Origin of the sequence: Streptomyces rimosus (assembly GCF_008704655.1) — a bacterium.
GTDB lineage: Bacteria > Actinomycetota > Actinomycetes > Streptomycetales > Streptomycetaceae > Streptomyces > Streptomyces rimosus.
Window position 1 is genome coordinate 7842012 of record NZ_CP023688.1, and the last position, 22856, is coordinate 7864867.

At 73.4% G+C, this 22856-nt stretch carries 23 protein-coding genes and 1 riboswitch; of the genes, 15 read left to right on the forward strand and 8 right to left on the reverse strand.

What is annotated here, in order from left to right; translation table 11 throughout:
• Window positions 1-9 precede the first annotated feature (9 nt).
• On the reverse strand, window positions 10-1431 hold the full coding sequence (locus CP984_RS34380; RefSeq protein WP_003986804.1) for a uracil-xanthine permease family protein: 1422 nt from the start codon (window positions 1429-1431) through the stop codon (window positions 10-12).
• Between the two features lie 251 nt (window positions 1432-1682).
• Between CP984_RS34380 and CP984_RS34385 the strand changes: the two genes are divergently transcribed.
• Window positions 1683-2153 (forward strand): acyl-CoA thioesterase, encoded by a 471-nt coding sequence (locus CP984_RS34385; protein WP_003986805.1) that lies wholly within the window; start codon window positions 1683-1685, stop codon window positions 2151-2153.
• A gap of 10 nt (window positions 2154-2163) precedes the next feature.
• Here the strand turns inward: CP984_RS34385 and CP984_RS34390 are convergent, their stop codons facing one another.
• The gene (locus CP984_RS34390) at window positions 2164-3426 is read right to left on the reverse strand and encodes an MFS transporter (RefSeq protein WP_003986806.1); all 1263 of its coding nucleotides are present in this window, start codon (window positions 3424-3426) and stop codon (window positions 2164-2166) included.
• 96 nt (window positions 3427-3522) lie between these two features.
• Here CP984_RS34390 and CP984_RS34395 point away from each other — a divergent pair, with 96 nt between their 5' ends.
• On the forward strand, window positions 3523-4779 hold the full coding sequence (locus CP984_RS34395) for an ROK family transcriptional regulator (RefSeq protein WP_078575390.1): 1257 nt from the start codon (window positions 3523-3525) through the stop codon (window positions 4777-4779).
• 47 nt (window positions 4780-4826) lie between these two features.
• On the opposite strand, the gene CP984_RS34400 is transcribed toward CP984_RS34395, so the two are convergent.
• Complete coding sequence (locus CP984_RS34400) at window positions 4827-5615, reverse strand: SDR family oxidoreductase (protein ID WP_003986923.1); 789 nt, start codon at window positions 5613-5615, stop codon at window positions 4827-4829.
• 187 nt (window positions 5616-5802) lie between these two features.
• Window positions 5803-5933: riboswitch (FMN riboswitch) on the forward strand.
• 189 nt (window positions 5934-6122) lie between these two features.
• Between CP984_RS34400 and ribD the strand changes: the two genes are divergently transcribed.
• From ribD to CP984_RS34450, 10 genes are all read left to right on the forward strand, one after another.
• Window positions 6123-7217: a bifunctional diaminohydroxyphosphoribosylaminopyrimidine deaminase/5-amino-6-(5-phosphoribosylamino)uracil reductase RibD gene (ribD, locus tag CP984_RS34405; protein ID WP_030178013.1), complete on the forward strand. Its 1095-nt coding sequence runs from the start codon at window positions 6123-6125 to the stop codon at window positions 7215-7217.
• A 1-nt stretch (window position 7218) separates the two neighbouring features.
• On the forward strand, window positions 7219-7854 hold the full coding sequence (locus tag CP984_RS34410; RefSeq protein ID WP_003986921.1) for a riboflavin synthase: 636 nt from the start codon (window positions 7219-7221) through the stop codon (window positions 7852-7854).
• A complete protein-coding gene (locus CP984_RS34415; RefSeq protein ID WP_003986920.1) occupies window positions 7851-8504 on the forward strand; it encodes a nicotinamide mononucleotide transporter family protein in 654 nt (217 codons plus the stop codon). The genes CP984_RS34410 and CP984_RS34415 overlap by 4 nt, the downstream gene beginning before the upstream one ends.
• Window positions 8501-9802, forward strand: coding sequence for a bifunctional 3,4-dihydroxy-2-butanone-4-phosphate synthase/GTP cyclohydrolase II (locus CP984_RS34420; RefSeq protein WP_003986919.1), 1302 nt, complete (start codon window positions 8501-8503; stop codon window positions 9800-9802). Before CP984_RS34415 ends, CP984_RS34420 begins: the two co-directional genes overlap by 4 nt.
• Before the next feature lie 60 nt (window positions 9803-9862).
• Window positions 9863-10348 (forward strand): 6,7-dimethyl-8-ribityllumazine synthase, encoded by a 486-nt coding sequence (ribH, locus tag CP984_RS34425; RefSeq protein WP_003986918.1) that lies wholly within the window; start codon window positions 9863-9865, stop codon window positions 10346-10348.
• A gap of 35 nt (window positions 10349-10383) precedes the next feature.
• Window positions 10384-10653, forward strand: coding sequence for a phosphoribosyl-ATP diphosphatase (locus tag CP984_RS34430; protein WP_030177998.1), 270 nt, complete (start codon window positions 10384-10386; stop codon window positions 10651-10653).
• Between the two features lie 65 nt (window positions 10654-10718).
• Entirely contained in the window at window positions 10719-11567 is an 849-nt protein-coding gene (hisG, locus tag CP984_RS34435) for an ATP phosphoribosyltransferase (protein WP_030177996.1), read from the forward strand.
• 85 nt (window positions 11568-11652) lie between these two features.
• Window positions 11653-12117 (forward strand): PH domain-containing protein, encoded by a 465-nt coding sequence (locus tag CP984_RS34440; RefSeq protein ID WP_030177994.1) that lies wholly within the window; start codon window positions 11653-11655, stop codon window positions 12115-12117.
• 222 nt (window positions 12118-12339) lie between these two features.
• On the forward strand, window positions 12340-13686 hold the full coding sequence (locus CP984_RS34445) for a hemolysin family protein (protein WP_003985743.1): 1347 nt from the start codon (window positions 12340-12342) through the stop codon (window positions 13684-13686).
• Window positions 13683-14858, forward strand: a complete 1176-nt coding sequence (locus CP984_RS34450) for a hemolysin family protein (protein ID WP_003985742.1) — start codon at window positions 13683-13685, stop codon at window positions 14856-14858. The genes CP984_RS34445 and CP984_RS34450 overlap by 4 nt, the downstream gene beginning before the upstream one ends.
• A gap of 45 nt (window positions 14859-14903) precedes the next feature.
• Here CP984_RS34450 and CP984_RS34455 read toward each other — a convergent pair whose 3' ends face one another.
• Entirely contained in the window at window positions 14904-15341 is a 438-nt protein-coding gene (locus tag CP984_RS34455; RefSeq protein ID WP_003985741.1) for an ester cyclase, read from the reverse strand.
• A gap of 81 nt (window positions 15342-15422) precedes the next feature.
• On the opposite strand from CP984_RS34455, the gene CP984_RS34460 reads away from it, so the two are divergent.
• The gene (locus CP984_RS34460; protein ID WP_003985740.1) at window positions 15423-16085 is read left to right on the forward strand and encodes a TetR/AcrR family transcriptional regulator C-terminal domain-containing protein; all 663 of its coding nucleotides are present in this window, start codon (window positions 15423-15425) and stop codon (window positions 16083-16085) included.
• Between the two features lie 17 nt (window positions 16086-16102).
• Here the strand turns inward: CP984_RS34460 and CP984_RS34465 are convergent, their stop codons facing one another.
• Together CP984_RS34465 and CP984_RS34470 are read right to left on the reverse strand one after the other, a co-directional pair.
• Window positions 16103-18010 (reverse strand): AAA family ATPase, encoded by a 1908-nt coding sequence (locus tag CP984_RS34465; protein WP_003985739.1) that lies wholly within the window; start codon window positions 18008-18010, stop codon window positions 16103-16105.
• A gap of 455 nt (window positions 18011-18465) precedes the next feature.
• Window positions 18466-19110, reverse strand: coding sequence for a uridine kinase family protein (locus CP984_RS34470; RefSeq protein ID WP_003985738.1), 645 nt, complete (start codon window positions 19108-19110; stop codon window positions 18466-18468).
• Between the two features lie 295 nt (window positions 19111-19405).
• Between CP984_RS34470 and CP984_RS34475 the strand changes: the two genes are divergently transcribed.
• The gene (locus CP984_RS34475) at window positions 19406-20764 is read left to right on the forward strand and encodes a peptidase C39 family protein (RefSeq protein WP_003985737.1); all 1359 of its coding nucleotides are present in this window, start codon (window positions 19406-19408) and stop codon (window positions 20762-20764) included.
• 120 nt (window positions 20765-20884) lie between these two features.
• Window positions 20885-21403: a hypothetical protein gene (locus CP984_RS34480; RefSeq protein ID WP_003985736.1), complete on the forward strand. Its 519-nt coding sequence runs from the start codon at window positions 20885-20887 to the stop codon at window positions 21401-21403.
• Between the two features lie 6 nt (window positions 21404-21409).
• Here the strand turns inward: CP984_RS34480 and CP984_RS34485 are convergent, their stop codons facing one another.
• Entirely contained in the window at window positions 21410-22105 is a 696-nt protein-coding gene (locus CP984_RS34485) for an HAD family hydrolase (protein WP_003985735.1), read from the reverse strand.
• A 31-nt stretch (window positions 22106-22136) separates the two neighbouring features.
• Window positions 22137-22820: a phosphatase PAP2 family protein gene (locus CP984_RS34490; protein WP_003985734.1), complete on the reverse strand. Its 684-nt coding sequence runs from the start codon at window positions 22818-22820 to the stop codon at window positions 22137-22139.
• Window positions 22821-22856: the final 36 nt, after the last annotated feature.

Sequence of the window (22856 nt, forward strand, 5' to 3'; positions counted from 1 at the left end):
CCGGGAGCTTCAGGCGGTCGTCCCCGGCTTCTGCGGCCCCGCCGGCTTCCGGGGCGCCGCCTCCTCGTCGTACGCGCTGGTCCCCTCGTCGAGCAGGGGTTCCTGCCCCTTGAGGTGCGCGGGGGCCAGCGCGCGCAGTACGTGGTAGCCCGAGAGCACCACGATCGTGCCGAGCGCGATGCCGCCCAGCTCGAAGTTGTCGCCGATCTTCAGGCTGACGCCGCCGATGCCGATGATGACGCCCGCGGCGACCGGCACCAGGTTCAGCGGATTGCGCAGGTCCACCTTGTTGTGCGCCCAGATCTGCGCGCCGAGCAGGCCGATCATGCCGTACAGGATGACGGTGATGCCGCCGAGCACGCCGCCGGGGATCGCGGCCACCACCGCGCCGAACTTCGGGCACAGGCCGAAGAGCAGGGCGAAAGCGGCCGCCGCCCAGTAGGCCGCGGTGGAGTAGACGCGGGTCGCCGCCATCACGCCGATGTTCTCGGAGTACGTGGTGTTGGGCGGGCCGCCGAGCGCGGTGGAGAGCATCGAGCCCGCGCCGTCGGCGGAGATCGCGGTGCCCAGCTTGTCGTCGAGCGGGTCGCCGGTCATCTCGCCGACCGCCTTGACGTGCCCGGCGTTCTCCGCGACCAGCGCGATCACCACGGGCAGCGCGACCAGGACGGCGGACCACTGGAAGGACGGCGCGTGGAAGGACGGCAGGCCGATCCACTCGGCCTTGCCGACGCCCGACAGGTCCAGGCGCCAGTGGTCGGTGATCCGCCCGGCGCCGTCCGCCGCGTGGATCTTGCCGAAGACCAGGTCGAACACCCAGGAGATGCCGTACCCGAAGACCAGCCCCAGGAAGATCGCGATGCGCGACCAGAAGCCGCGCAGGCAGACCACGGCCAGGCCGGTGAAGAGCATGGTCAGCAGCGCCACCCACTGGTCCTGCGGCCAGTACGTGCTGGCCGTCACCGACGCCAGGTTGAAGCCGATGAGCATCACGACCGCGCCGGTGACCACCGGCGGCATCGCCGCGTGGATGATCCGCGCGCCGAACCGCTGGACCGCGAGGCCCACGAGGAAGAGCGCGACGCCGACGACGAAGACCGCGCCGGTGACGGTGGCGCTGCTGCCGCCCTGCGCGCGGATGACGGCCGCGACGCCGACGAAGGACAGCGAGCAGCCGAGGTAGGACGGCACCCGGCCGCGGGTCGCCAGCAGGAAGATGACGGTCGAGACGCCCGACATCATGATGGCGAGGTTCGGGTCCAGGCCCATCAGGACGGGCGCGACGAAGCTGGCCCCGAACATGGCCACCACGTGCTGCGCGCCCAGGCCGGCGGTGCGCGGCCAGGACAGCCGTTCGTCCGGGCGGACGACGGCTCCGGGGGCGGGGGTGCGCCCGTCGCCGTGCACGGTCCAGCGCACACCGAGGCCCATGAGTGCTCCACTTCTTCACGTACGTCGCGGGGGGGATCGGCCGGACGGGGGCCGGCCGGGCCATGTTAAGTCGGGATAAGACCGCTCGCGGCCTGCGGACCGACCCGTGGGACGGTGTGCCCGCCCCGGCGGCCGGAGCATTTTAAGCAGCCGCTTACGATGGCCGGGTCCACTTCTTGAACAGTCAACAGCATCGGGCGGCGTCCGCCGTACCGCGCCGCCGACCGCCGCAGAACCAGGAGCACCACCCCGTGAGCGTCGAAGCCCTTGAGGCCGCCCCCGCCGTCCCGTACGGACAGCTGGTCCCCGTCACCGTGCACTTCGACGACCTCGACGCGCTCGGCATGCTCCACAACTCCCGCTACCCGCTGCTCGTCGAGCGCGCCTGGGCCGAGTTCTGGCACGCCCGCGGCTTCGGCTTCGACGGGGACTGGGCGGCGGCCGGCGACATGTGCAACGTCATCAAGGAGATGAAGGTCTCGTACGAGCAGCCGGTCACCCGGCCCGGCTACTACGCCGCCCACCTGTGGGTCGAGCGCCTGGGCCGGACCGGCCTGACGTACGGCTTCCGGCTCTGCTCCGCGGACGGCGAGCAGACCTACGCGCGCGGCCACCGCGTCCTGGTGCGCGTCGACCCGCAGGCGCTGCGGCCCACGCCCTGGTCGGACCGCGCCCGCGAGATAGCCGCCGAGCTGCTGCACCCGGAGGCGCAGGCCGCCTGAGCCGTTCCGGTCACGGCTTCAGGTCGCCGGCCGGTACCGCGTCGCGTCCCGCGGCGTCCCGGCCCGGCACCCGCAGCACCCCCGCGCCCAGGACCAGCCCGCAGGCCAGCGCCGTGACCAGCACGAACGAGCCGGTCAGCGAGGTGGCCTGGGCGATCGAGCCGATGGCGGACGGGGCGATCAGGCTGGAGGTGTACGTGATGGTGGCGACGCCCGCGATGGCCTGGCTGGGCGCCGGGCCGCTGCGTCCCGCCGCGGCGAACGCCAGCGGCACCACGACCGCGATGCCCAGTCCGATCAGCGCGAAGCCGGTCACCGCCATCGCCGGGTGCCGGGCCAGCACGATCAGCAGGCCGCCCGCCGTCGCCAGCGCGCCGCCGGCCCGTACGGTGCGCACCGGCCCGAACCGGGCGACCACCGCGTCCCCGGCCAGCCGGGCCACGGCCATGGTGCAGGTCAGGGCGGTGGTCGAGGCCGCCGCCAGGCCCGGGTCGGTACCCAGTACGTCGCGCAGGTAGACCGCCGACCAGTCCAGGCTGGCGCCCTCAGCGAACACCGCGCAGAACCCGATGGCGCCGATGATCAGCGCGGACTTCGGGGGCAGCGCGAAGCGCGGCGGCGGGTGCTCGTCGGCGGCGCTGCGCAGGTCCAGCACGCCGCGGCAGGCCAGGGCGCCCAGCGTGGTGGAGACCAGCGCGGCGACGGCCAGGTGCACCCGCGCGTCGGTGGCGGCGTGCGCAGCGGCCGTACCGGCCGCCGAGCCGAGCAGGGCCCCCACGCTCCACATGCCGTGCAGCCCCGACATGATCGGTTTGCCGAGCCGGTTCTCGGTCTCCACCCCCAGCGCGTTCATCGCCACGTCCGCCGTGCCGGAAGTCGCGCCGTATACGAGGAGGGCGCCGCACAGTCCGTACAGGTTGGGGGAGAGGGCGGGCAGGGCGAGGGAGAGCGTCCACAGGGCGAGCAGCAGGCGCAGTGCGGTGCGGGCGCCGAGATGGTGGCTGATCCGGCCGGCCAGGGGCATCGCGAGGAACGCGCCGATCGCCGGGAAGGCGAGGGCCAGGCCCAGCTGGCCCGCGCCGATCCCGGCATGGTCCTGAATCCAGGGCACGCGGGTGGCGAAGCTGCCGGCCACCGAGCCGTGGACGAGGAAGACCACGGCCACGGACCAGCGGGCGCGGCGCAGCCGGGCCGGGGTGAAGCGCTGTCCGGAGGCCGGTTCGGGGGGTGGGGCGGCCGCGGAAGCCGCGTCGGGAACGCCGGTGCCATCCATGCGCGTTAAATTATCAGGAACCCTGCCTGATAAAAAGAAGATTTCTCCGGCGCACCGCGCCGCGGCCCGTCCGGAGAGGTCTGGAAGGATCCGGTCATGGACGAGACGCGCGGAACCGCTCCCGGTCGCCCCACCGCACCGGCCGCCGCACGCGCCACCCCGCGCACCGCCTCACCGAGCACCGCACGGGCGATCAACGACCGGCTGGCCCTCCAACTCCTCCAGAACGAGGGCCCGTTGACCGCCGGGGAGCTGAAGACCGGTACCGGCCTGTCCCGGCCGACCGTCGCCGACCTCGTCGAGCGCCTCCAGGCCGCCGGACTGATCGCGGTGGTCGGCGAGTCCGGCGCGCGGCGGCGCGGACCCAACGCCCGGCTGTACGGGATCGTCGCCGACCGGGCCCACCTGGCCGCCGTGGACCTGCGTACGGACAGTGCCACGATCGCGGTCGCCGACCTGCTCGGCCGGGTGCAGGCCGAGACCGCCGTCCCGGTCGGCCCGGACACGGACCCCGCGCAGGCGGCGGCGAACGGCGTCGCCGCCCTGGAGAAACTGCTCGGCGCGGCCGGGGCGGCCCGGCCGCACGCCGTCGCCGTCGGCGCGCCCGGCCTGGTGGACCCGGCCACCGGGCGCTTCCGCGGCACCGAGGGGGTGCCCGCCTGGCACGCCGCGCTCGTCACGGCGCTCGGCGCCCTGCCCGCCGCGCCCGTCCTGCTGGAGAACGAGGTCAACCTCGCCGCCATCGCGGAACAGCGTGACGGCTCCGCGCGCGGCCGTGACACCTTCGTCCTGCTCTGGCTCGGCCACGGCACCGGCGCCGCCGTCGTCCTGGACGGCAGGCTGCGGCGCGGTGCCTCGGGCGGCACGGGCGAGATCGGCTTCCTGCCCGTACCGGGCACGGGCGGACTGCCCACCGCCGCGGGCTGCGACGGCGGCTTCCATTCGCTGGCGGGCTCGGCGGCGGTGTGCGAACTGGCCGCCGAGTACGGGATCGAGGCGGGTGACCCAGGCGGGTCCGACCCCGGCGCACCCCCCGCCGAGGCGCTGGTCCGCGCCGCCGTCCATGCGGGCGAGGCCGGGGCCGCCTTCCTGGACGCGCTGGCCGCCCGTATCGCCCTCGGGGTCGCGGCCGTCTGCGCCGTACTGGACCCCGGCTGCGTCGTCCTCGGCGGCGAGACCGGCCGTGCGGGCGGTGACGCGCTGGCCGAACGGGTCGCCGACCACCTCGCCCGGATGTCCCCGCTGCACACCGAGGTGCGCGCGGGGACGGTCGGTGGCCGGGCGGTGCTGCGCGGCGCGGTGCTCGCCGCGATGGACGCGGCGCAGGACGACCTCTTCGGGCCCGCGGGCTGAGCAACCGTCCGCTGCGCCGCCGGCCCCGCCTGCTGACCGGTCCCCGCCTACCGCCCCGCGGCCGCCTTCCCGGTCTTCCCGCCGCGCTCCGCCAGGAAGTCCCCGTACCCCACCGTCCCGTCCGCATGATCGAGCGCCAGGTTCTCGCCCCGCCGCAGGGCGCCGAACAGCCTGCCCGGCAGCCACAGCGGCAGGAGCAGGCGCCGCCGCCCGCCGGCCCGCAGGGTGTCCCGTACGAGGGCGTGGGCGCTGCGGACCTCCGGGCCGCCCATGTCCGGGACCCGGCCCGCCGGTTCGCCGCAGGCCAGTGCGGCCAGCCGGTCGGCGACCTCGCGTACATCCACCGGCTGGAGCCGGACACCGGCCGGCACCGGGACCACCGGCAGTCGCGCCCCGGCCTTGACCATCCGCAGCACCAGATCGTGGAACTGGGTGGTGCGCAGCACGGTCCAGCCCAGCCCGGAGTCCGCGATCAGCCGCTCCACGTCGCGTTTGGCGCGGTAGTAGCCCAGCGGTACGCGGTCCACGCCGACAATGGAGATATAGGCCAGATGCCGCACCCCGGCCGCCCGCGCCGCCTCGATGAGCCGCCCCGCGGCCTCGGTGTCGCCGGTCGGCGACGACGCGCAGTGGATCACGGTGTGCACGCCTGCCAGCGCCGGGGCCAGCCCCGAGCCGTCGCGCAGGTCCACCGCGTACGAACTGAGCCGGGGCCGCTCGGCGCCGGTGCGCGGACGACGGCTGAGGGAGCGCACGACATGGCCGTCGGCGAGCAGCCGTTCGACCACGGCGCGGCCGAGCGTGCCGGTGCCGCCGGTCACCAGAATCGTCGTCATCGCGATCAGTCCTCGCAGGTAGGGGAGGGGTGCCGGGCCGAGGCCGGGGAGGCCCGGCACCGTATCGACAGGGCGCCGGGCCGGAACGTGACACGCACGCCGCATCCTGTGAGGCACCCCACAGGCCGCCGCCCGCATGGCCGACGATCAGACGTGGCAGACTGAAGCCGTACTGAATTGACATACGCAGCGCACTCCGGGGTCGGTGAAAGTCCGAACCGGCGGTAACAGTCCGCGACCCGGCCGCCTCCAGCGGCCGGTTGAGCAGGTGGAATTCCTGCACCGACGGTTAAAGTCCGGATGGGAGGCAGTGCGCGGCGGGCGAGCAGCGGTATACCGCCGTCGGCGGCGGTCGTCCTCGTGTCCACGAGTGGCGGCCCCCTTTCCGGCACCGGTGTCCCCGTTGTTCCGTTCCCGTTTTCCTGTCCTTCGTGACAGCCCCGGAGTCCGTGCCTTCACAGGCAGGAGGACCCGGTGGCCACCTCAGCTCCCGCCGAGACCGCGGCGATGCGCCGAGCCATCCAGCTTGCCGCCCACGGCCTCGGGCACACCAGCCCCAATCCCGTCGTCGGCTGTGTCATCCTCGACGCCGCGGGGCACACCGTGGGGGAGGGCTGGCACGAGCGGGCCGGCGGTCCGCACGCCGAGGTCAACGCGCTGCGCGAGGCGGGCGACCGGGCCCGCGGCGGCACCGCCTTCGTCACCCTGGAACCCTGCAACCACACCGGCCGTACGGGACCGTGCGCGCAGGCCCTCATCGAGGCGGGCATCGCCCGGGTGCACTACGCCGTCCCGGACCCGACCCCCACCGCCACCGGCGGCTCCACCACCCTCGCCGAGGCCGGGATCGAGGTCGAGGGCGGGCTGCTCGCCGACGAGGCCGCGGCCGGCAACGAGGCGTGGCTGACCGCCGTACTGCGCCGCCGCCCGTTCGTCCTGTGGAAGTACGCCGCCACCCTCGACGGCCGGATCGCCGCCGCCGACGGCACCAGCCGCTGGATCAGCTCGGCCGAGTCCCGCGCCGATGTGCACCGGCTGCGGGCCCAGGCGGACGCCGTGATCGTCGGCTCCGGCACCGCGCGCGCCGACGACCCGCACCTGGGCGCCAGGATCGCGGGCCTGGCCGACGCCGAGGTCAGCCAGCCGCTGCGGGTCGTGATCGACACCGCCGCCGCCGTCGTCAAGCCCGGCGCCCGGGTCCTGGACGGCACCGCGCCCACCCTGATCGCGGTCGCCGAGGACGCCGACGCCGGCCACCTCGAAGGACTCGCCCCGATCGTCCGCCTGCCGCGTACCGCCGCCGGCACCGGACTGCACATTCCCGCCCTGCTCGACGCCCTGTACGCACGCGACGTGCGGTCCGTGCTCCTGGAAGGCGGTCCGACCCTGGCCGGTTCCTTCCTGGCCGCGCACGCCGTGGACAAGGTCGTCGGCTATCTCGCGCCCGTCCTGCTCGGCGCCGGTCCCGCCGCCCTCGGCGACGCCGGAATCGGCACGATCGACCAGGCGTTGCGCCTCGATGTGACCGCCACCGACCGGCTCGGCCCCGACCTGCGCATCACCGCCGTACCGGCCCGCCACGCCCTGAACGAGGAGAACTGACGTGTTCACCGGAATCGTCGAAGAACTGGGTGAGGTCGCTGCCGTCGAGCACCTCGGCGACAGCTCCCGGTTCACCCTGCGCGGCCCGCTCGTCACCCAGGACGCGAAGCACGGCGACTCGATCGCCGTCAACGGCGTCTGCCTGACCGTCGTGGACACCGGCGACGGCACCTTCACCGCCGATGTGATGGCCGAGACGCTCAACCGCTCCAGCCTCGGCGCCCTCGCCGCCGGCTCCCGCGTCAACCTCGAACGCCCGTTGGCGCTCGGCGGGCGGCTGGGCGGCCACCTCGTCCAGGGACACGTGGACGGCACCGGCACGATCGTCTCGCGGACGCCCGGCCAGCACTGGGAGATCGTGAAGATCGCGCTGCCCGCCCACCTCGCCCGCTACGTTGTGGAGAAAGGCTCCATCACCGTCGACGGCGTCAGCCTCACCGTCGTCGACGCGGCCGACGACCACTTCACCATCAGCCTGATCCCCACCACCCTCGCCCTGACCACCCTCGGCATCAAGCAGCCCGGCGACCCGGTCAACCTGGAGGTCGATGTGCTGGCGAAGTACGTGGAGCGGCTGCTGGGCCAGGGCCGGAGCACCGGGACGGCCGCCGCTGCCGTGGAAGAGAGCCTGCGGTGAACCTCCTCGACTGGCTCAACGGCCCGGCGTTCACCGCCTTCGGACAGCAGGTCATCTGGTCCGACATGGTCGGCAACAGCATCGGCCTGGCCGCCCTCGCCTTCGGCTGGCGGCGCTCCATATGGACCTGGCCCGCCCAGTTCCTGTCCGGTCTGATCCTCGTCTCCGCGTACGCCTACGCCCACCTCAGCGGCGGCGTCGGCAAGCAGCTGCTGGTCATCGGCGTGGCGCTGTGGGGCTGGCGGCAGTGGCAGCGCGGGCGGCGGCAGGCCCAGGACGGCTCCATCGCCGTCCGCTTCGCCACCTGGCGCGAACGGGCCCTGCTCGTCGCGGGCACCGCCGCCGGCACCGTCGCCGTCGGCTCGCTGTTCGCCCTCGTACCGCAGCTGTCCTGGAACCCCTGGCCCGACGCGTACATCTTCGTCGGCACCCTGGCGGCGATGGTCGCCCAGGCCCGCGGCCTGGTCGAGTTCTGGTTCGCCTGGCTGCTCGTCGACATCGTGGGCGTCCCCCTGGCCTTCAGCAGCGGCCTGGCCTTCTCCGGCCTGGTCTACGTCGTCTATCTCGGCCTCGTCCTGTGGGGCATGCGCGACTGGTGGCTGCGTTCCCGTACGAACCCGCAGCCCGTCCTGGAAGGAGCGGCGGCATGACCGCACTGCAGAGCTGGTACGACTCCGAGGACACGGCGGCGCGCGACGCGGCCCTGGCCCTGGACCCCATCGAGCAGGCCGTCGCGGACATCGCCGCGGGCCGCCCCGTCGTGGTCGTGGACGACGAGAGCCGGGAGAACGAGGGCGACCTCGTGGTGGCCGCCGAACGGGCCACCCCGGAAATCCTCGCCTTCATGATGAGCGAGTGCCGCGGCCTGATCTGCGCCCCCATGGACGGCGCCGAACTGGACCGCCTGGCGCTGCCGCAGATGGTCGAGCAGAACACCGAGTCGATGCGCACCGCGTTCACCGTCTCCGTCGACGCGAGCGCCGCGCACGGCGTCAGCACCGGCATCTCCGCCGCCGACCGCGCCACCACCCTGCGCCTGCTGGCCTCCGGCGAGGCCGCCCCCGCCGACTTCGTCCGGCCGGGCCACATCTTCCCGCTGCGCGCCCGCGACGGCGGCGTGCTGGAGCGCAACGGCCACACCGAGGCCGGCGTGGACCTCGCCCGGCTGGCCGGGCTGCGGCCCGCCGCTGCCATCGTCGAGATCGCCGGCGAGGACGGCACGATGCTGCGGCTGCCCGAGCTGGTGCCGTTCGCCCGCAAGCACGGCCTGTCGATCATCTCCATCGAGGACCTGATCGCCTACCGCAAGAGCTCCGAGCCGACCGTCCGCCGCGAGGCGACGACCCGGCTGCCCACCCGCTACGGCGAGTTCACCGCGTACGGCTACCGCTCCACCGTCGACGGCGTCGAGCATGTCGCGCTGGTGGCCGGGGAGATCGGCGACGGCGAGGACGTCCTCGTACGGGTCCACTCCGAGTGCCTGACCGGCGACATCTTCCACTCGCTGCGCTGCGACTGCGGCCCTCAGCTGGAGGAGTCGCTGCGGCGCGTGCAGGAGGCGGGCCGCGGCGTGGTGATCTACCTGCGCGGCCACGAGGGGCGCGGCATCGGGCTGCTGTCCAAGCTGCGCGCGTACGAGCTCCAGGAGCGCGGCCGCGACACCCTCGACGCCAACCTGGAGCTGGGCCTGCCCGCCGACGCCCGGGACTACGGCGCGGGCGCCCAGGTGCTGGCCGATCTCGGCGTACGGTCGCTGCGCCTGATGACCAACAACCCGGAGAAGACCGAGGCGCTGGTCCGGCACGGCCTCAAGGTCACCGGCCGCGAGCCGATGCCCGTCCAGGCGGGCGAGCACAACCTGCGGTACCTGCGCACCAAGCGGGACCGGATGGGGCACGACCTGCCCTGGCTCGACGCGGAACGCGCGTCGGCCTGCGGCAACCAGTAGCACCGCGGCCGGACCCCGGCCGTCCCACCCGTTACGTACACGAACACCACGAGGAGAACCGTGAGCGGCAAGGGCGCACCCGAACTGTCCGTGAAGAACTGTGGCGACCTGAGAGTGGCCGTCATCGCCGCCCAGTGGCACGAGAAGGTGATGGACGGCCTGGTCGACGGCGCCCTGCGCGCCCTGTCCGAGCTGGGCATCGACGAGCCGACGCTGCTGCGCGTGCCCGGCAGCTTCGAGCTGCCGGTGGTCGCCAAGGTGCTGGCCGGCCGGGGCTACGACGCGATCGTGGCGCTCGGCGTCGTCATCCGCGGCGGCACCCCGCACTTCGACTACGTCTGCCAGGGCGTCACCCAGGGCCTGACGCAGGTCAGCGTGGACACCGGCGTACCGATCGGGTTCGGCGTGCTGACCTGCGACACCGAGGAGCAGGCACTGGACCGGGCCGGAATCTTCGGCTCCACCGAGGACAAGGGCCACGAGGCGGTGACCGCCGCCGTCGCCACCGCCGCGACGCTGCGCACCGTCGCCGAGCCCTGGCGCTGAGCGGCGCCCCGCGACCGCGTAGGGTGGGGCCCATCATGTCCAAGAAGACGTTCGAGGAGCTGTTCACCGAGCTCCAGCAGAAGGCCGCCGGCGACCCCGCCACCTCCCGCACCGCCGAACTGGTCCAGTCCGGCGTCCATGCGATCGGCAAGAAGGTCGTCGAGGAGGCCGCCGAGGTGTGGATGGCCGCGGAGTACGAATCCGACGAGGCCGCCGCCGAGGAGATCTCCCAGCTCCTGTACCACCTTCAGGTGATGATGGTCGCCAAGGGCCTGACCCTCGACGACGTCTACGCCCACCTCTGAGCCGCCCGGCTCGCCCGCACCACCCCCTTTCCCTGTCATCCCTCGTACGAAGGAAGTCACCTCTCATGCTGCGCATCGCCGTCCCGAACAAGGGTTCACTGTCCGAGCCTGCGTCGGCGATGCTCCATGAGGCCGGCTACCGCCAGCGCAAGGACCGCAGGGAATTGGTCCTGGTCGACGCGGAGAACGAGGTCGAGTTCTTCTTCCTGCGCCCGCGCGACATCGCGGTCTACGTCGGCTCCGGCAAGCTGGACATCGGCATCACCGGCCGGGACCTGCTGCTGGACTCCGGCGCGCAGGCCGAGGAGATCATGCAGCTCGGCTTCGCCGGCTCGACCTTCCGCTACGCCACCCGCCCGGGCACCGCCAAGGAGGTCACCGACTTCGACGGCATGACGGTCGCCACCTCCTTCTCCGGCCTGGTCACCCAGCACCTCGCCGACAACGGCGTGAACGCCTCCGTCGTCCACCTGGACGGCGCGGTGGAGACCGCCATCCAGCTCGGCGTCGCCGAGATCATCGCCGATGTGGTGGAGACCGGCACCACCCTGCGCAACGCCGGACTGGAGATCATCGGCGAGCCGATCCTGAAGTCCGAGGCGGTCGTCATCCGCGGCAAGGACGCGCCCGGGGACGACCCGAAGGTCCGCCAGTTCCTGCGCCGCATGCAGGGCGTCCTGGTCGCCCGGCGCTACGTGATGATGGACTACGACATCCGCGTCGAGCACGTCGAGAAGGCCGTGGCGCTCACCCCGGGCCTGGAGTCGCCGACCGTCTCCCCGCTGCACCACGAGGGCTGGGTCGCGGTCCGCTCGATGGTCCCCGCCAAGGACGCCCAGCGCATCATGGACGAGCTGTACGAGCTCGGCGCCCGCGCCATCCTGACCACCGGCATCCACGCCTGCCGCCTCTGACCCGGCGGCCCGGCCGCCGCCGACGGGCGGCGGCCGCCTCCGCCGCCGGCCCGCGCCGGCGGCCCGTACGAAAGAGCCCAGCGACGTGTCCGCGCCCGCATCCGCGCCCCTGCCCGCCCTCCCGGTGACGTTCCGGCCCGGCCGTACCCGGGCCGTGCTGTACGGCGTCGGCATCGCCCAGCTCGCCGTGCTCACGGTGATCGCCGTGCTGCTGCCGAAGCTCGGCCCCGGCGAGCGGATCAGCTTCGTGTTCACGGGGCTGATCGTGCTCGGCGTGCTCCTGCTGCTCGCCCGCCCCAAGGTGGTCGCCCACCAGGACGGCATCACGGTCGTCAACCTCACCAAGAAGCGCGAGCTGGCCTGGGCCCAGGTGCTGCGCGTCAATCTGCGCCAGGGCGACCCGTGGGTGCACCTCGACCTGGCGGACGGCACCAGCCTGCCCGCCATGGGCATCCAGCCCGGCATCGCGCGCGACCAGGCGATCCGGGACGCCCGTACGCTCCGGGCGCTCGCCGACAGCCACGGCACCGGCAGTCAGCCGGGCAAATGACCTGCCCGCACAGTCAGCCGGGCGGATGACCTGCCCGCACCGGGGTCCGGCTGATTACCCTGGTGCCCAGGGCGCGCCCGCGCCCCGCCCCGGCCCGGGGCCCCAGCGACCTGAGGAGTGACTCCCTCCAGCAATGGACGGATCGTCCGGTAGTACCTGCGCCGCCCCTTCCTCGGAACCCCCGCATACGGGGCACTTCCCCTTCCTGACGGAGGCGGCGGCATGACCGCCAGTCTGCTGCTGCTCGCGGCGGCACTCGTCCTGATCCTCGCCAACGGCTTCTTCGTCGCCGCCGAATTCGGCCTGGTGACCGTGGAGAAGGCGGAGGCCGAACGGGCCGCCGCCGCGGGCGACCGGCGCGCCCGCACCGTCGTCTGTGCGCTGCGCGAACTCTCCTTCCAGCTCTCCGGCACCCAGCTCGGCATCACCATCACCTCCCTGGTGGTCGGCATGCTCGCCGAGCCCGCCCTCGCCCACCTGCTGTCCGGGCCGCTGACCGCCCTCGGGCTGCCGGCCGGCGCCGTACCGGGCATCGCCGTCGTCATCGGGATGCTGCTGGCCTCCGCCGTGCAGATGGTCCTCGGCGAGCTGGTGCCCAAGAACTGGGCGGTCTCCAAGCCGCTCCAGGTCGCCCGCTTCGTGGCCGGCCCGCAGGGCGCCTTCTCGCGGTTCTTCCGCCCGGTGATCTCCCTGCTGAACACGGTCGCCAACCGGCTCGTACGGGCCCTGGGCGTGGAGCCGACCGACGAGCTGGCCTCCGCCCGCACCCCCGGCGAACTGGTCTCGCTCGCCCACCACTCGGCCCGCGCCGGGGTGATCGAGCAGGACACCGCCGACCTGTTCGTGCGCACCCTCTCGCTCGGCGGGCTGACCGCCGAGAACGTGATGACCCCGCGGGTACGGGTCAGCGCCCTCCAGGCGTCCGCGACCGCCGAGGACGTCCTCAACCTCACCCGCGCCACCGGCCTGTCCCGCTTCCCCGTCTACCACACCCGGCTCGACGAGGTCGTGGGCATGGTGCACCTCAAGGACGCCCTCGCGGTGCCCGAGCACGAGCGGCTGCGCACCCCGGCCGGACGGATCGCCGTACCGCCGCTCCTGGTGCCCGAGACACTGCCGGTGCAGCCGCTGCTGGAGCGGCTGCGCAGCGAACAGCCGATAGCCGTGGTCGTCGACGAGTACGGCGGCACGGCGGGCGTGGTCACCCTGGAGGACATCGTCGAGGAACTGGTCGGCGAGGTCCGCGACGAGCACGACCGGGCGGCCCTGCCCGAGCTGGCGCAGGCGCCGCCCGAGGACGGCCGCCCGTCCTGGGACGCGGACGGCGGCTGCCGGGTCGACACGCTGCGCCGGATCGGCCTGGACGCGCCGGACGGCCCGTACGAGACCGTGGCCGGACTGGTCGCGCACATACTCGGGCGGGTGCCCGCCCCCGGCGACACCGCCGAACTGGACGGCTGGCGGCTGCGGGTGCGGCTGGTGTCCCACCACCGTGCCGCACGGGTCCGGATCATACGGACGGCCGGCGCCGCCGCCCCCGCCCCGCTGCTCGCGGAGGTGGCCCGGTGAGTTTCCTGCAGCTGCTGTTCGCCGCCTTCCTGGTCCTGGTCAACGGCTTCTTCGTGGGCGCCGAGTTCGCGCTCGTCTCGGTGCGCCGCAGCCAGATCGAGCCGCTGGCCACCGAGGGCTCCAAGCGGGCCCGCAAGGTGCTGCACGGCCTGGAGAACCTGCCGCAGATGATGGCGGCGGCCCAGTTCGGCATCACCGTCTGCTCCCTGACGCTCGGCGCGGTCGCCGAACCGACCGTCGCCCGCCTCCTGGAGCCCCTCTTCCACGCGGCGCATCTGCCCGCGCCGCTGATCCACCCGCTCGGCTACGTCATCGCCCTGGCCGCGGTGGTCTTCCTCCACCTCGTCATCGGCGAGATGGTGCCGAAGAACCTGGCGATGGCCGCGCCGGAGAAGACCGCGCTGTGGTTCAGCCCGGGCCTGGTCGCCTTCGCCCGGCTGTGCCGCCCGGTCACCGCCCTGCTCGGGGCGTGCGCGCGCGGTGTGCTGCGGCTGTTCCGCGTCGAGCCGAAGGACGAGGTCGAGGCGGTCTTCACGAGCGAACAGCTCACCCACCTCGTCGAGGACTCCAAGCAGGCCGGGCTGCTGGCCCCCGCCGAGCAGGAGCGCCTGTCCGACGCGCTGGAGCTGGGCAGCCGCCCGGTCACCGACGTGCTCCTGGATCCGGCCGGGCTGGTGACGGTCGATCCGGCGGTCACCCCGCGCCAGGTCGAGGAGCTGACCGTCAAGACCGGCTACTCCCGCTTCCCGGTGTCCGCGCCTGGCGGCGCGTACATGGGCTACCTGCACGTCAAGGACGTACTGGACCTGGAGGAGGGCGACCGTGCGGTGCCGCAGCACATCTGGCACCCGATGACGACGCTGCGCGCCGAACTCCCCCTGGACGACGCGCTGACCGCGATGCGCCGGTCCGCCTCCCACCTGGCCGCCGTCGCCGACGCGACCGGGCGGGTACTCGGCCTGGTGGCGCTGGAGGACGTACTGGAGAAGCTGGTGGGGGAGGTGCGCGATCCGGCGCACCGGCAGGAGGACCTGGTGCCCGTGGCGGCGTTCGGCGCGCAGGGCACCCGGGTGCCCGAGGTGCCGGGGCTCACCGGTACGCCGGGGGACCGGCTGTCCGGGCCGCGGAGCGAGCCGGGCCCGGCCCGGGACGACCGGGCGCTGGCGGGCTGAAAACGCCCGTGACGTATGGGGTGAGCCCGCGGCCGGTCCGCGGGCTCACGCCGTTTCCGGCCAGTCCCAGCCGAGCTGCGCGAACATGCCCAGCCGGTCGCTGACCGCCCGGATCTCCGTGATCTTCCCGGCCCGTACGGTGAAGATCCATATCTGCTCCACCGCGAACCGCCGTCCGGTGGGCCGCGGCATCCGCGGATGTGCCCCCGTGTGCACCCCGCTGACCAGCAGCCGGGCCACCACCCGGTCGCCCTCCGCGATCAGCTCGCGCGGCTCCATCCGCGCTTCGGAGAAGGCGTCGAGCTGCTGCCGGAAGCCGTCGAAGGCGGCGCCCGGTGCGTCCGGCTCGCCATGGATGATCTTGTTGTGGTCGATCACGTCCGCCGCCAGGTACCTCGGCAGATCCGCCGTCCGCCGTGCGCTGATCGCCGCGAACAGGCCGGTGACGAGCTGCTTGTTCCGCTCGGTGCGGGTCGCGTCCATGGTGCCGTTCCTCTTTTCTTACGGTGTAAGTGGCGGGCTGCCCGGTAGAATCGCCTTACGTCGTAAGAAAGTCAAGGAGGGATGGACGTGACCAAGGGGCCGAAGCGCGCGCGGGGGGAACGGGCCGGGCTGTCCCGGCAGCGGGTGCTGGACGCGGCGCTCGCGCTGGTCGACCGCGATGGACTCGCCGCCCTCTCGATGCGCCGGCTGGGCGCCGACCTCGGCGTCGAGGCCATGACGCTCTATCACTATGTGCCGAACAAGGACGCGTTGCTGGACGGCCTGGTGGAGCGGGTCTTCGAGCAGGCGGCGCCGCTCACCGCCGACGGCGCGCGCTGGCGGCCCGCACTGGAGCGGTACGCCGGGTCGCTGCGCCGCACGCTGCTGCGCCACCCCGCCGTACTGCCCCTGGCGATGAGCCGCCCCGCGGTGACACCGCAGACCCTCGGTGCGGTGGAGAGCGGCCTGCGGATGCTGCGCGACGCGGGCTTCCCGCTCGGCCGGGCGCTGGACGTACTGAACGCGCTCACCGTCTTCGTCATCGGGCACGCCGCCGTCGAAGCGGCCACCGCCCGCGTCAACGAACAGGGCGCGCCCGGCTCAACGGCGTACCTTGCGCAGTTGGACGCGGACCGCTTCCCGCTGCTCGTGGAGGCCGGGCGGGGCGGCCACGGGGCCGACGACGCGGCGCGCTTCGACCACGCCGTGCGGGCGCTGCTGGCGGGCTTCGACGGCGGGGCCTGAAGGAGCCGGGCGTTCCGTCAGAGCGGCGGCGGCAGGTCCGGGCCCGGTCCGATGGCCGGGCCGCGCCCGGAGAGGACTTCGCCGTACGCCTGCATCAGATCCGGCAGGCGCAAGGTGGCCAGGTCGTCGCGGGACGGGGCGCTGGACCACGTGGACAGCCGCAGGTCCCGGTAGGCGCAGCTCTTCTCGTACAGGGTGCGCAGGAAGCGGCCGTTGCCCAGCTCGTCGATCCAGCCCTGCTCGACGACGTGGGCGCTGATGCTGCGCAGCTCCTCCAGCGACTCCTCGTCCCAGTGGTCGCCGTTCTCGGCGGCCAGCACCTCGCCGATGGCGGTCAGCTCCGGCGGCCGGTAGCTCGGGAAGTCGACGCGCGAGGTGAAGCGGGAGGACAGGCCGGGGTTGGCGGCCAGCAGGCGGTCCATGCCCTCCGGGTAACCGGCGAGGATGACGACGAGCCGGTCGCGGTTGTCCTCGGCCCGCTTGAGCAGCACCTGAAGGGCCTCGTCGCCGTACGCGTCGCCCTTGGTGTACGCCGAGTTCGACAGGCTGTACGCCTCGTCCACGAACAGCACCCCGCCCAGCGCCGAGTCGATCAGCTCGTTCGCCTTCACGGCGGTCTGCCCCAGGAACTCGCCGACCAGGTCGGCCCGTTGCGCCTCGACCAGGTGATCACCGCCGAGCAGGCCGAGCGCGTAGAACACCCGGCCGAGTATCCGGGCCACGGTGGTCTTGCCGGTGCCGGACGGCCCGGAGAAGACGAAGTGTCGTTTCGGCGGCTGCACCGGAAGGCCCTGGCCCGCCCGCAGCCGCGCCATCCGCAACTGCGCCGACAGCGCCCTGACCTGACGCTTCACCGGCTCCAGCCCGACCATCCGCTCCAGCTCGGCGAGCGCCTTCTCCAGCAGCACCGGGTCGGAAGGGCCGGCCGGCAGCTGGTCGGCGCCGCGCGGTCCGCCGAGCGCGGCCTTCTCCCGTACGGCCGGACCGGCGTCCCCCGGCGAGCCGCCCGCCAGATCACCGTCCGGGCCCTCCGGCTCGGTCGTGGCCAGCAGTTCCCGCCCGTCCACCGGGTCGAGCGGGGAGAGCGGATCGAGGTCGCCGCCCGCCTCCTGGCCGAGGCCGGAGGCGGACACGGCCGCCAGGCCCGCGCCCTCCTCCAGGCCGTCGCCCTCGGCTATGGCCGCCAGCCGGGCCGAGGTGTCCATGAACGCCGGGTCGACGCGGTGCACCGCGCGGTACAGCGGCAGCGCCGCCGCGCTGCGGCCGGTGCCCTCGTGGGCCCGGGCGAGCCAGTACCGCAGCTCCTTGCGCTGCGGCTGCTCACTGCGGCAGCGCATCAGGGCGGCCGCCAGCAGCGGCTCGGCCTGGCCGTACATCTCCTGGCGCACCCGCGCCATGCCGCCGAACAGCCCGGCCTCGATGCCGAGCAGCGGATCGTCCAGCAGCGGCTCGGTATGTCGCACGAGCTGGTCCCAGTCCTTGACGAGATAGGCGCGGCAGGCGTGCAGGAAGCGCACCTGCGGGTCGGTGTCCACCGGCGGGCAGCCCGCCAACGCCTGGTCCAGCTCGGCCACATGGCGGCCGTCGAGCCAGTGCGAGGCGTGCGCCAGCAGCAGGTCGCGGCCGGTCTCCAGCACCGGCTGCACCCACCATCCGAGCCAGTACCAGGAATTGAGCGTGCGCCGGTGGCGGGCCCGCTGCTCCCCGAAACGGTCGCGGTGCCGGTGCATGCGCAGCAGCGCGGTCGAGGTGTCCGCACGCAGCGCGTGCAGGCCGAGCCAGCCGTCGGCCATCGTCGGATCCATCCGCACCGCGGCCCGGAACTCCTCCTCCGCCTGCGGGTACGCGCCCACCGTGTAGGCGTCCACCGCGCGCAGCCAGGCGAGTTCGGCCGGGGCGTGTGTGCCCTGGGTGCCGAAATCCATCACGTCCCCCACAAAACGTCCCCCGTGGTGTGCCGCCGGGCGAGTGCCAGGCCGCAGCGTGTTCGAACCGTCGTACCGTGGACGGGCGTTGCTCGCCGTCCGGGCTCTTCGATGTGCGTCCTTCGGTGGCACGGACTCGCATCGTACCTGCGGTATCGGTGCGGCCCGAAGGGGGCGGCAGGGGGGAAGACGGGGCTCCGCGGCGCGAAGGGAGCGGTGACATAGGGTGAGGGACGGACGGCGTCGACGCGCGCCGGAAGCGCGGGCCACAGAACGAAGCCCCCGATCACGGGGGAACAACCGGGGGCTTCGCGTCTGCGGGCGGTCCGTCAGAACCGCACATTGAGAACGTAAGTCCTGTACGCCCCCCAGGTCAAGCCGAGTTGAGGCAGTCGGCGGTACGCGCACGGCGACGATCTGCGTACCGCCGGTGGTCCGTCACGGACGGTGACGATTCAGGGGGTACCGTGCGTCCCATCCGGCCCCGGCAGCACCTCGTACCCCTCGGTGCTCGCGCGTACCAGCAGGCCGGCGTGCGGACGCGTGGGGTCCGCCGCGAAATGGCCGCGTTCCGCAGGGATCCAGTCATCCCAGAACCCTTCGAGGGCCTGTCCGTCCCGCAGCCGTCCCCGTTCCCAGGAGTGACCGGCCGTCAGGTCCATCCACAGCAGGCACGCCAGGTACGGGCGCAGGGCGCGCCGGCCCGCGCCCACGCCCTCCACGATGACGGCGTGCGCCGGTACCAGCTCCCGGCGCGCGGTGAACTCCCTGCGCTCCCAGTCGTACACCCGGTACCGGGCGGGCTCCCCGCGCGACAGCGGCGCCAGGACCTCGGCCCGGAACCGGTCCGCCCAGGCGAACAGTTCGTCGTGGGTGGCGATGTCGTCCAGCTGGACGACCGGGGCGTCGTCCAGCGCCGCGGCCAGATGCCGCGCGAAGGTGCTCTTGCCGGACCCGGCGTGCCCGTCCACCGCGATCAGGCGCACCGGACCGCAGGACGGGGGCAGCGCGCGCAGCCGGGCGGCGAGGGCCTCCAGCCCGTCCGGCGCGCGGGACGGCGCCGGGCCGGACGGGACCGGCCGGATCGGCTCTTGACTCACGCTGCTGCCTGTCTGACGGGGCTGGGGGAACGCGGCAAGATTACCGTTACGGGGCTTTCGGCCCCGCGGGCGTCACGGCCGCGCACCCCGCCCCGGGTGTGCCCCGGCTGCCGCAATCAGATGATCCCTTTCGCGACGCGCGGCGAACCGCTGGCCGAAGGGCGTGCGCGGGGCAATAGTTGAGCCACGGCCGCTGTACGGGCAGCCTCCCGGACCCGCCCGTGCCCGGCCCACCGCACCGTCCGCCTCCCGCTCCACCGGCTCACTCCATCGCATCCGACTGGGGGACCCACCGATGAACAGACCCACGCCCCGGCGTACCGTTCTGGCCGCCGCCCTCGCCGTGGCGGCGGGCGCGGCCACCCCGCTGGCGCACGCCGCCTCCCCTTCCGAACCGTCCGCCGCACCGAAGGCGAAGCGTCTCGTGGACTACCGAGCCTGGCACACCGCAGCCGACTGGAAACAGGGCATCGCGAACGGCACCCGCGTGGTGAACGGGAGCCGCCCCGGGGTGGCCATCGACCGCCCCGCCGGCTCGGCCGAGTACCGCGATCCGCACACCGGTACCACCGCCACCTGGGAGTACGCGGTCTGGACGTCCCCGGCCCGCACCCTGAAGGTCCCGTCCACGGAAGCCGTCGTCTCCTGGAACGCCCACACACCGGCCGGCACCTGGATCACCGTCGAGATGCGCGGCACGTACAGCGACGGCGGGCGCACCCCGTGGTACGTGATGGGCCGCTGGGCCGCCGGGGACGGCGACATCCGCCGTACCTCCGTCGACGGCCAGAAGGACGGGAAGAGCAACATCTCCACCGACACCTTCGCCATCGACAACCCGGCGAGCGGCCTGCGGCTGGCCTCCTACGAACTGCGCGTCACCCTCCACCGCAGGCCCGGCACCACCCTCACCCCCACCGTGTGGCGCCTGGGCCTGATGGGGTCCGCCGTCCCCGACCGCTTCGACGTACCGGCCTCCAAGCCGGGCGTCGCGACCGGCCGGGAACTCACCGTGCCGCGCTATTCGCAGGAGATCCACAAGGGCCAGTACCCGGAGTACGACAACGGCGGCGAGGCGTGGTGCAGCCCCACCTCCTCCCAGATGATCATCGAGTACTGGGGCCGCAAGCCCACCGCCGCCGATCTGGCCTGGGTCAACCCGGCCTACGCCGACCCCCAGGTCTGCCACGCCGCCCGCTTCACTTACGACTACCAGTACCAGGGCTGCGGCAACTGGCCCTTCAACACCGCCTACGCGGCCACGTACCGCGACATGGAGGCCGCCGTCACCCGCCTCGGCACCCTCTCCGACGCCGAGACCCTGATCCGGGCCGGCATCCCGGTCATCACCTCGCAGTCCTTCCTGGCCACCGAACTGACCGGCGCGGGCTACGGCACGGCCGGCCACCTGATGACCGTCATCGGCTTCACCAAGTCCGGCGACGTGATTGCCAACGACCCCAACTCCCCGACGAACGCCGCCGTCCGCCGCGTCTACCAACGCCGCCAGTTCGAGAACATCTGGCTCCGCACCAAGCGCAAGAACGCCGAGGGCAAGGTCGTCAGCGGCACCGGCGGGATCTGTTACGTGTACTTCCCGAGGGAGATCAGCGCTGTTCAGCGGGCCGCCTTGGCGGCGGTGGGGATCAGCTGATCCCGTCGCACCCCTCCTCCGGCCCGTGTTCGCCGTCTGGCCGATCGTGCGGAACCTGTGGCGCAATGGAACCATCGGGGCCGACGGGGCCCCGATGGTGACGAGTTGGGGGAGGGGCCCATGTCCGTAGCGGTGTGTTCGCTGCTCTGGGACGCGGCGAAGCACGGGGCGGGGACGCAGAAGATCTCGTACGACAGCGACGGGTACCACCTCGTGCGCTTCCCGTACGCGGCGGAAGCCGAGTCCTACGACCCGTGGAAGATGCACGATCCGGCCAACGGGGGCAGTACGCCGTCCACGTTCCCCGACGCGCGGTCGGGGCTGATCTGGCCGAGCCACGAGGGCTGGGGCGTGCTGTCCGCGATGGTGTTCTGGGACGCGGACGACCGGCCGAACGAGTACCGGGCCCGGTTCGTGCGCGATCCGCTCGGGCCCGGTTACGACTCGACGGCCACCACCGACACGTGGAAGACCGGCGGCGGCCAGTACAAGACGTACGTCTGGCAGATGTTCGTCCACCGGGGGACGTCGGTCGGGCTGAAGATCTCCGCGCGCGGGGACGGCGACGCCAAGGTCCCCACCGCGATCACCCACGCGCAGTTCAAGCTGGCGATCCACACGGACGTGGTGCGGCCCTAGGGCGGATCAGTCGACCAGGCCGAGCGCGGGACGCAGGCCGTCCGGGCGCTCGGTCACCGGCACGTGGTCGACGGGCAGGTACGCGCAGCCCAGCGCCGTCGCCGCGCCGTCCGCCGTACGGTCGTCGCCCACCATCAGCACGTCCGTGGGCGCCAGCCCCAGCTCCTCGCACGCGATCTCGAAGAGCCGCAGATCCGGCTTCTGCATGCCGTGCTCGTACGACAGGACGCAGCTGTCGACGAAGCGGTCGAGGCCGTGGGCGCGGAGCACCGGGCGCAGGTCCCAGCCGATGTTGCTGACCACGCCGATGCGGATGCCGCGCTGCCGGAGTCCGCCCAGGACCTCGGCGGCGTCCGGGTACGGCGCCCACGCGGCGGCGGTCATATGGCGCTCGTACAGCGCGTCGTACAGCCTGTCGTCGGGCAGCGGCACCTGCCGGGCCAGGCCGGTGTACAGCTCGCGGTGCCGGTCCGCGCTGCGGTCCCGGACCTCCCACAGGGCGGACAGGCCGGGCGGCAGCCGTTCCGGCGAGGGGCCGCCGGGCAGCGCGCCCGCCCGGCCCAGTTCCGCCGCGAGACGGACGGTCTCCGCCTCCGGGAGCCGCGTCCCGGTCTCCGCGAGCCCCGCGCGCAGCCAGCTCTCCGGCGATTCGATGCGCAGCAGCGTCCCGGAGAAGTCAAAGAGCACACCCTTGATCGTCATACCGCCATCCTGTCGTTCCGACGGCCCGCCGTCATCGACGGGCCTCGTGCCGGGTTCCGTACCGCCGGACGTACACGAGCGCCGCGACCGCCACCCAAGCGCCGCCCAGCAGCCAGCCGCCGAGCACGTCCGTGGCCCAGTGGACCCCCAGATACACCCGGGTCAGGCCGACGCCCGCCACGGACACCGCGATCAGCGCCGCGGCGGCCCGCCGCCAGGCCCGGCGCGCCCCGTACAGCCGCAGCAGCCACAGGGCGAGGCCGCCCGCGACCGCCGCCGTCATCGCGTGGCCCGAGGGGAAGGCCGCGTAGCCCGCCGAGTCGACGGGGTCCGGCCACACCGGGCGGGGCCGGTCCACCAGGGCCTTCAGCGTCTGCTGGAGCGCGGTGCCCAGGGCCGCCGTGGCCGCCACCCAGCAGCCGAGCACCCACTGCCGGCGGCACAGGAGTGCGATGACCGCGACGGCCAGGAGGGCGCGCAGGGTCCAGGGGTCCCAGACCCAGTCGGAGAAGATCCGGTTGGTCTGCGTCAGGCCGGGGTCCGCGACGGCCGTGCGGTGGAAGGCCGTGGCCAGCGTCCGGTCGAGGGCGAGCAGAGGGCTCCAGCGGGCGGCGACGAGGGCGAGGAGCGCGGCGAAGGGGAGGAGCAGAAGGAGGGGGAGGAGGGGGGAGAAGGGGAGGGCGCGGGGCGGTGCGGGGGCGGGCCTGGAGAGCATGGGGAAATCTTCGCCGAGGGGAGCGGGGAGGGCCAG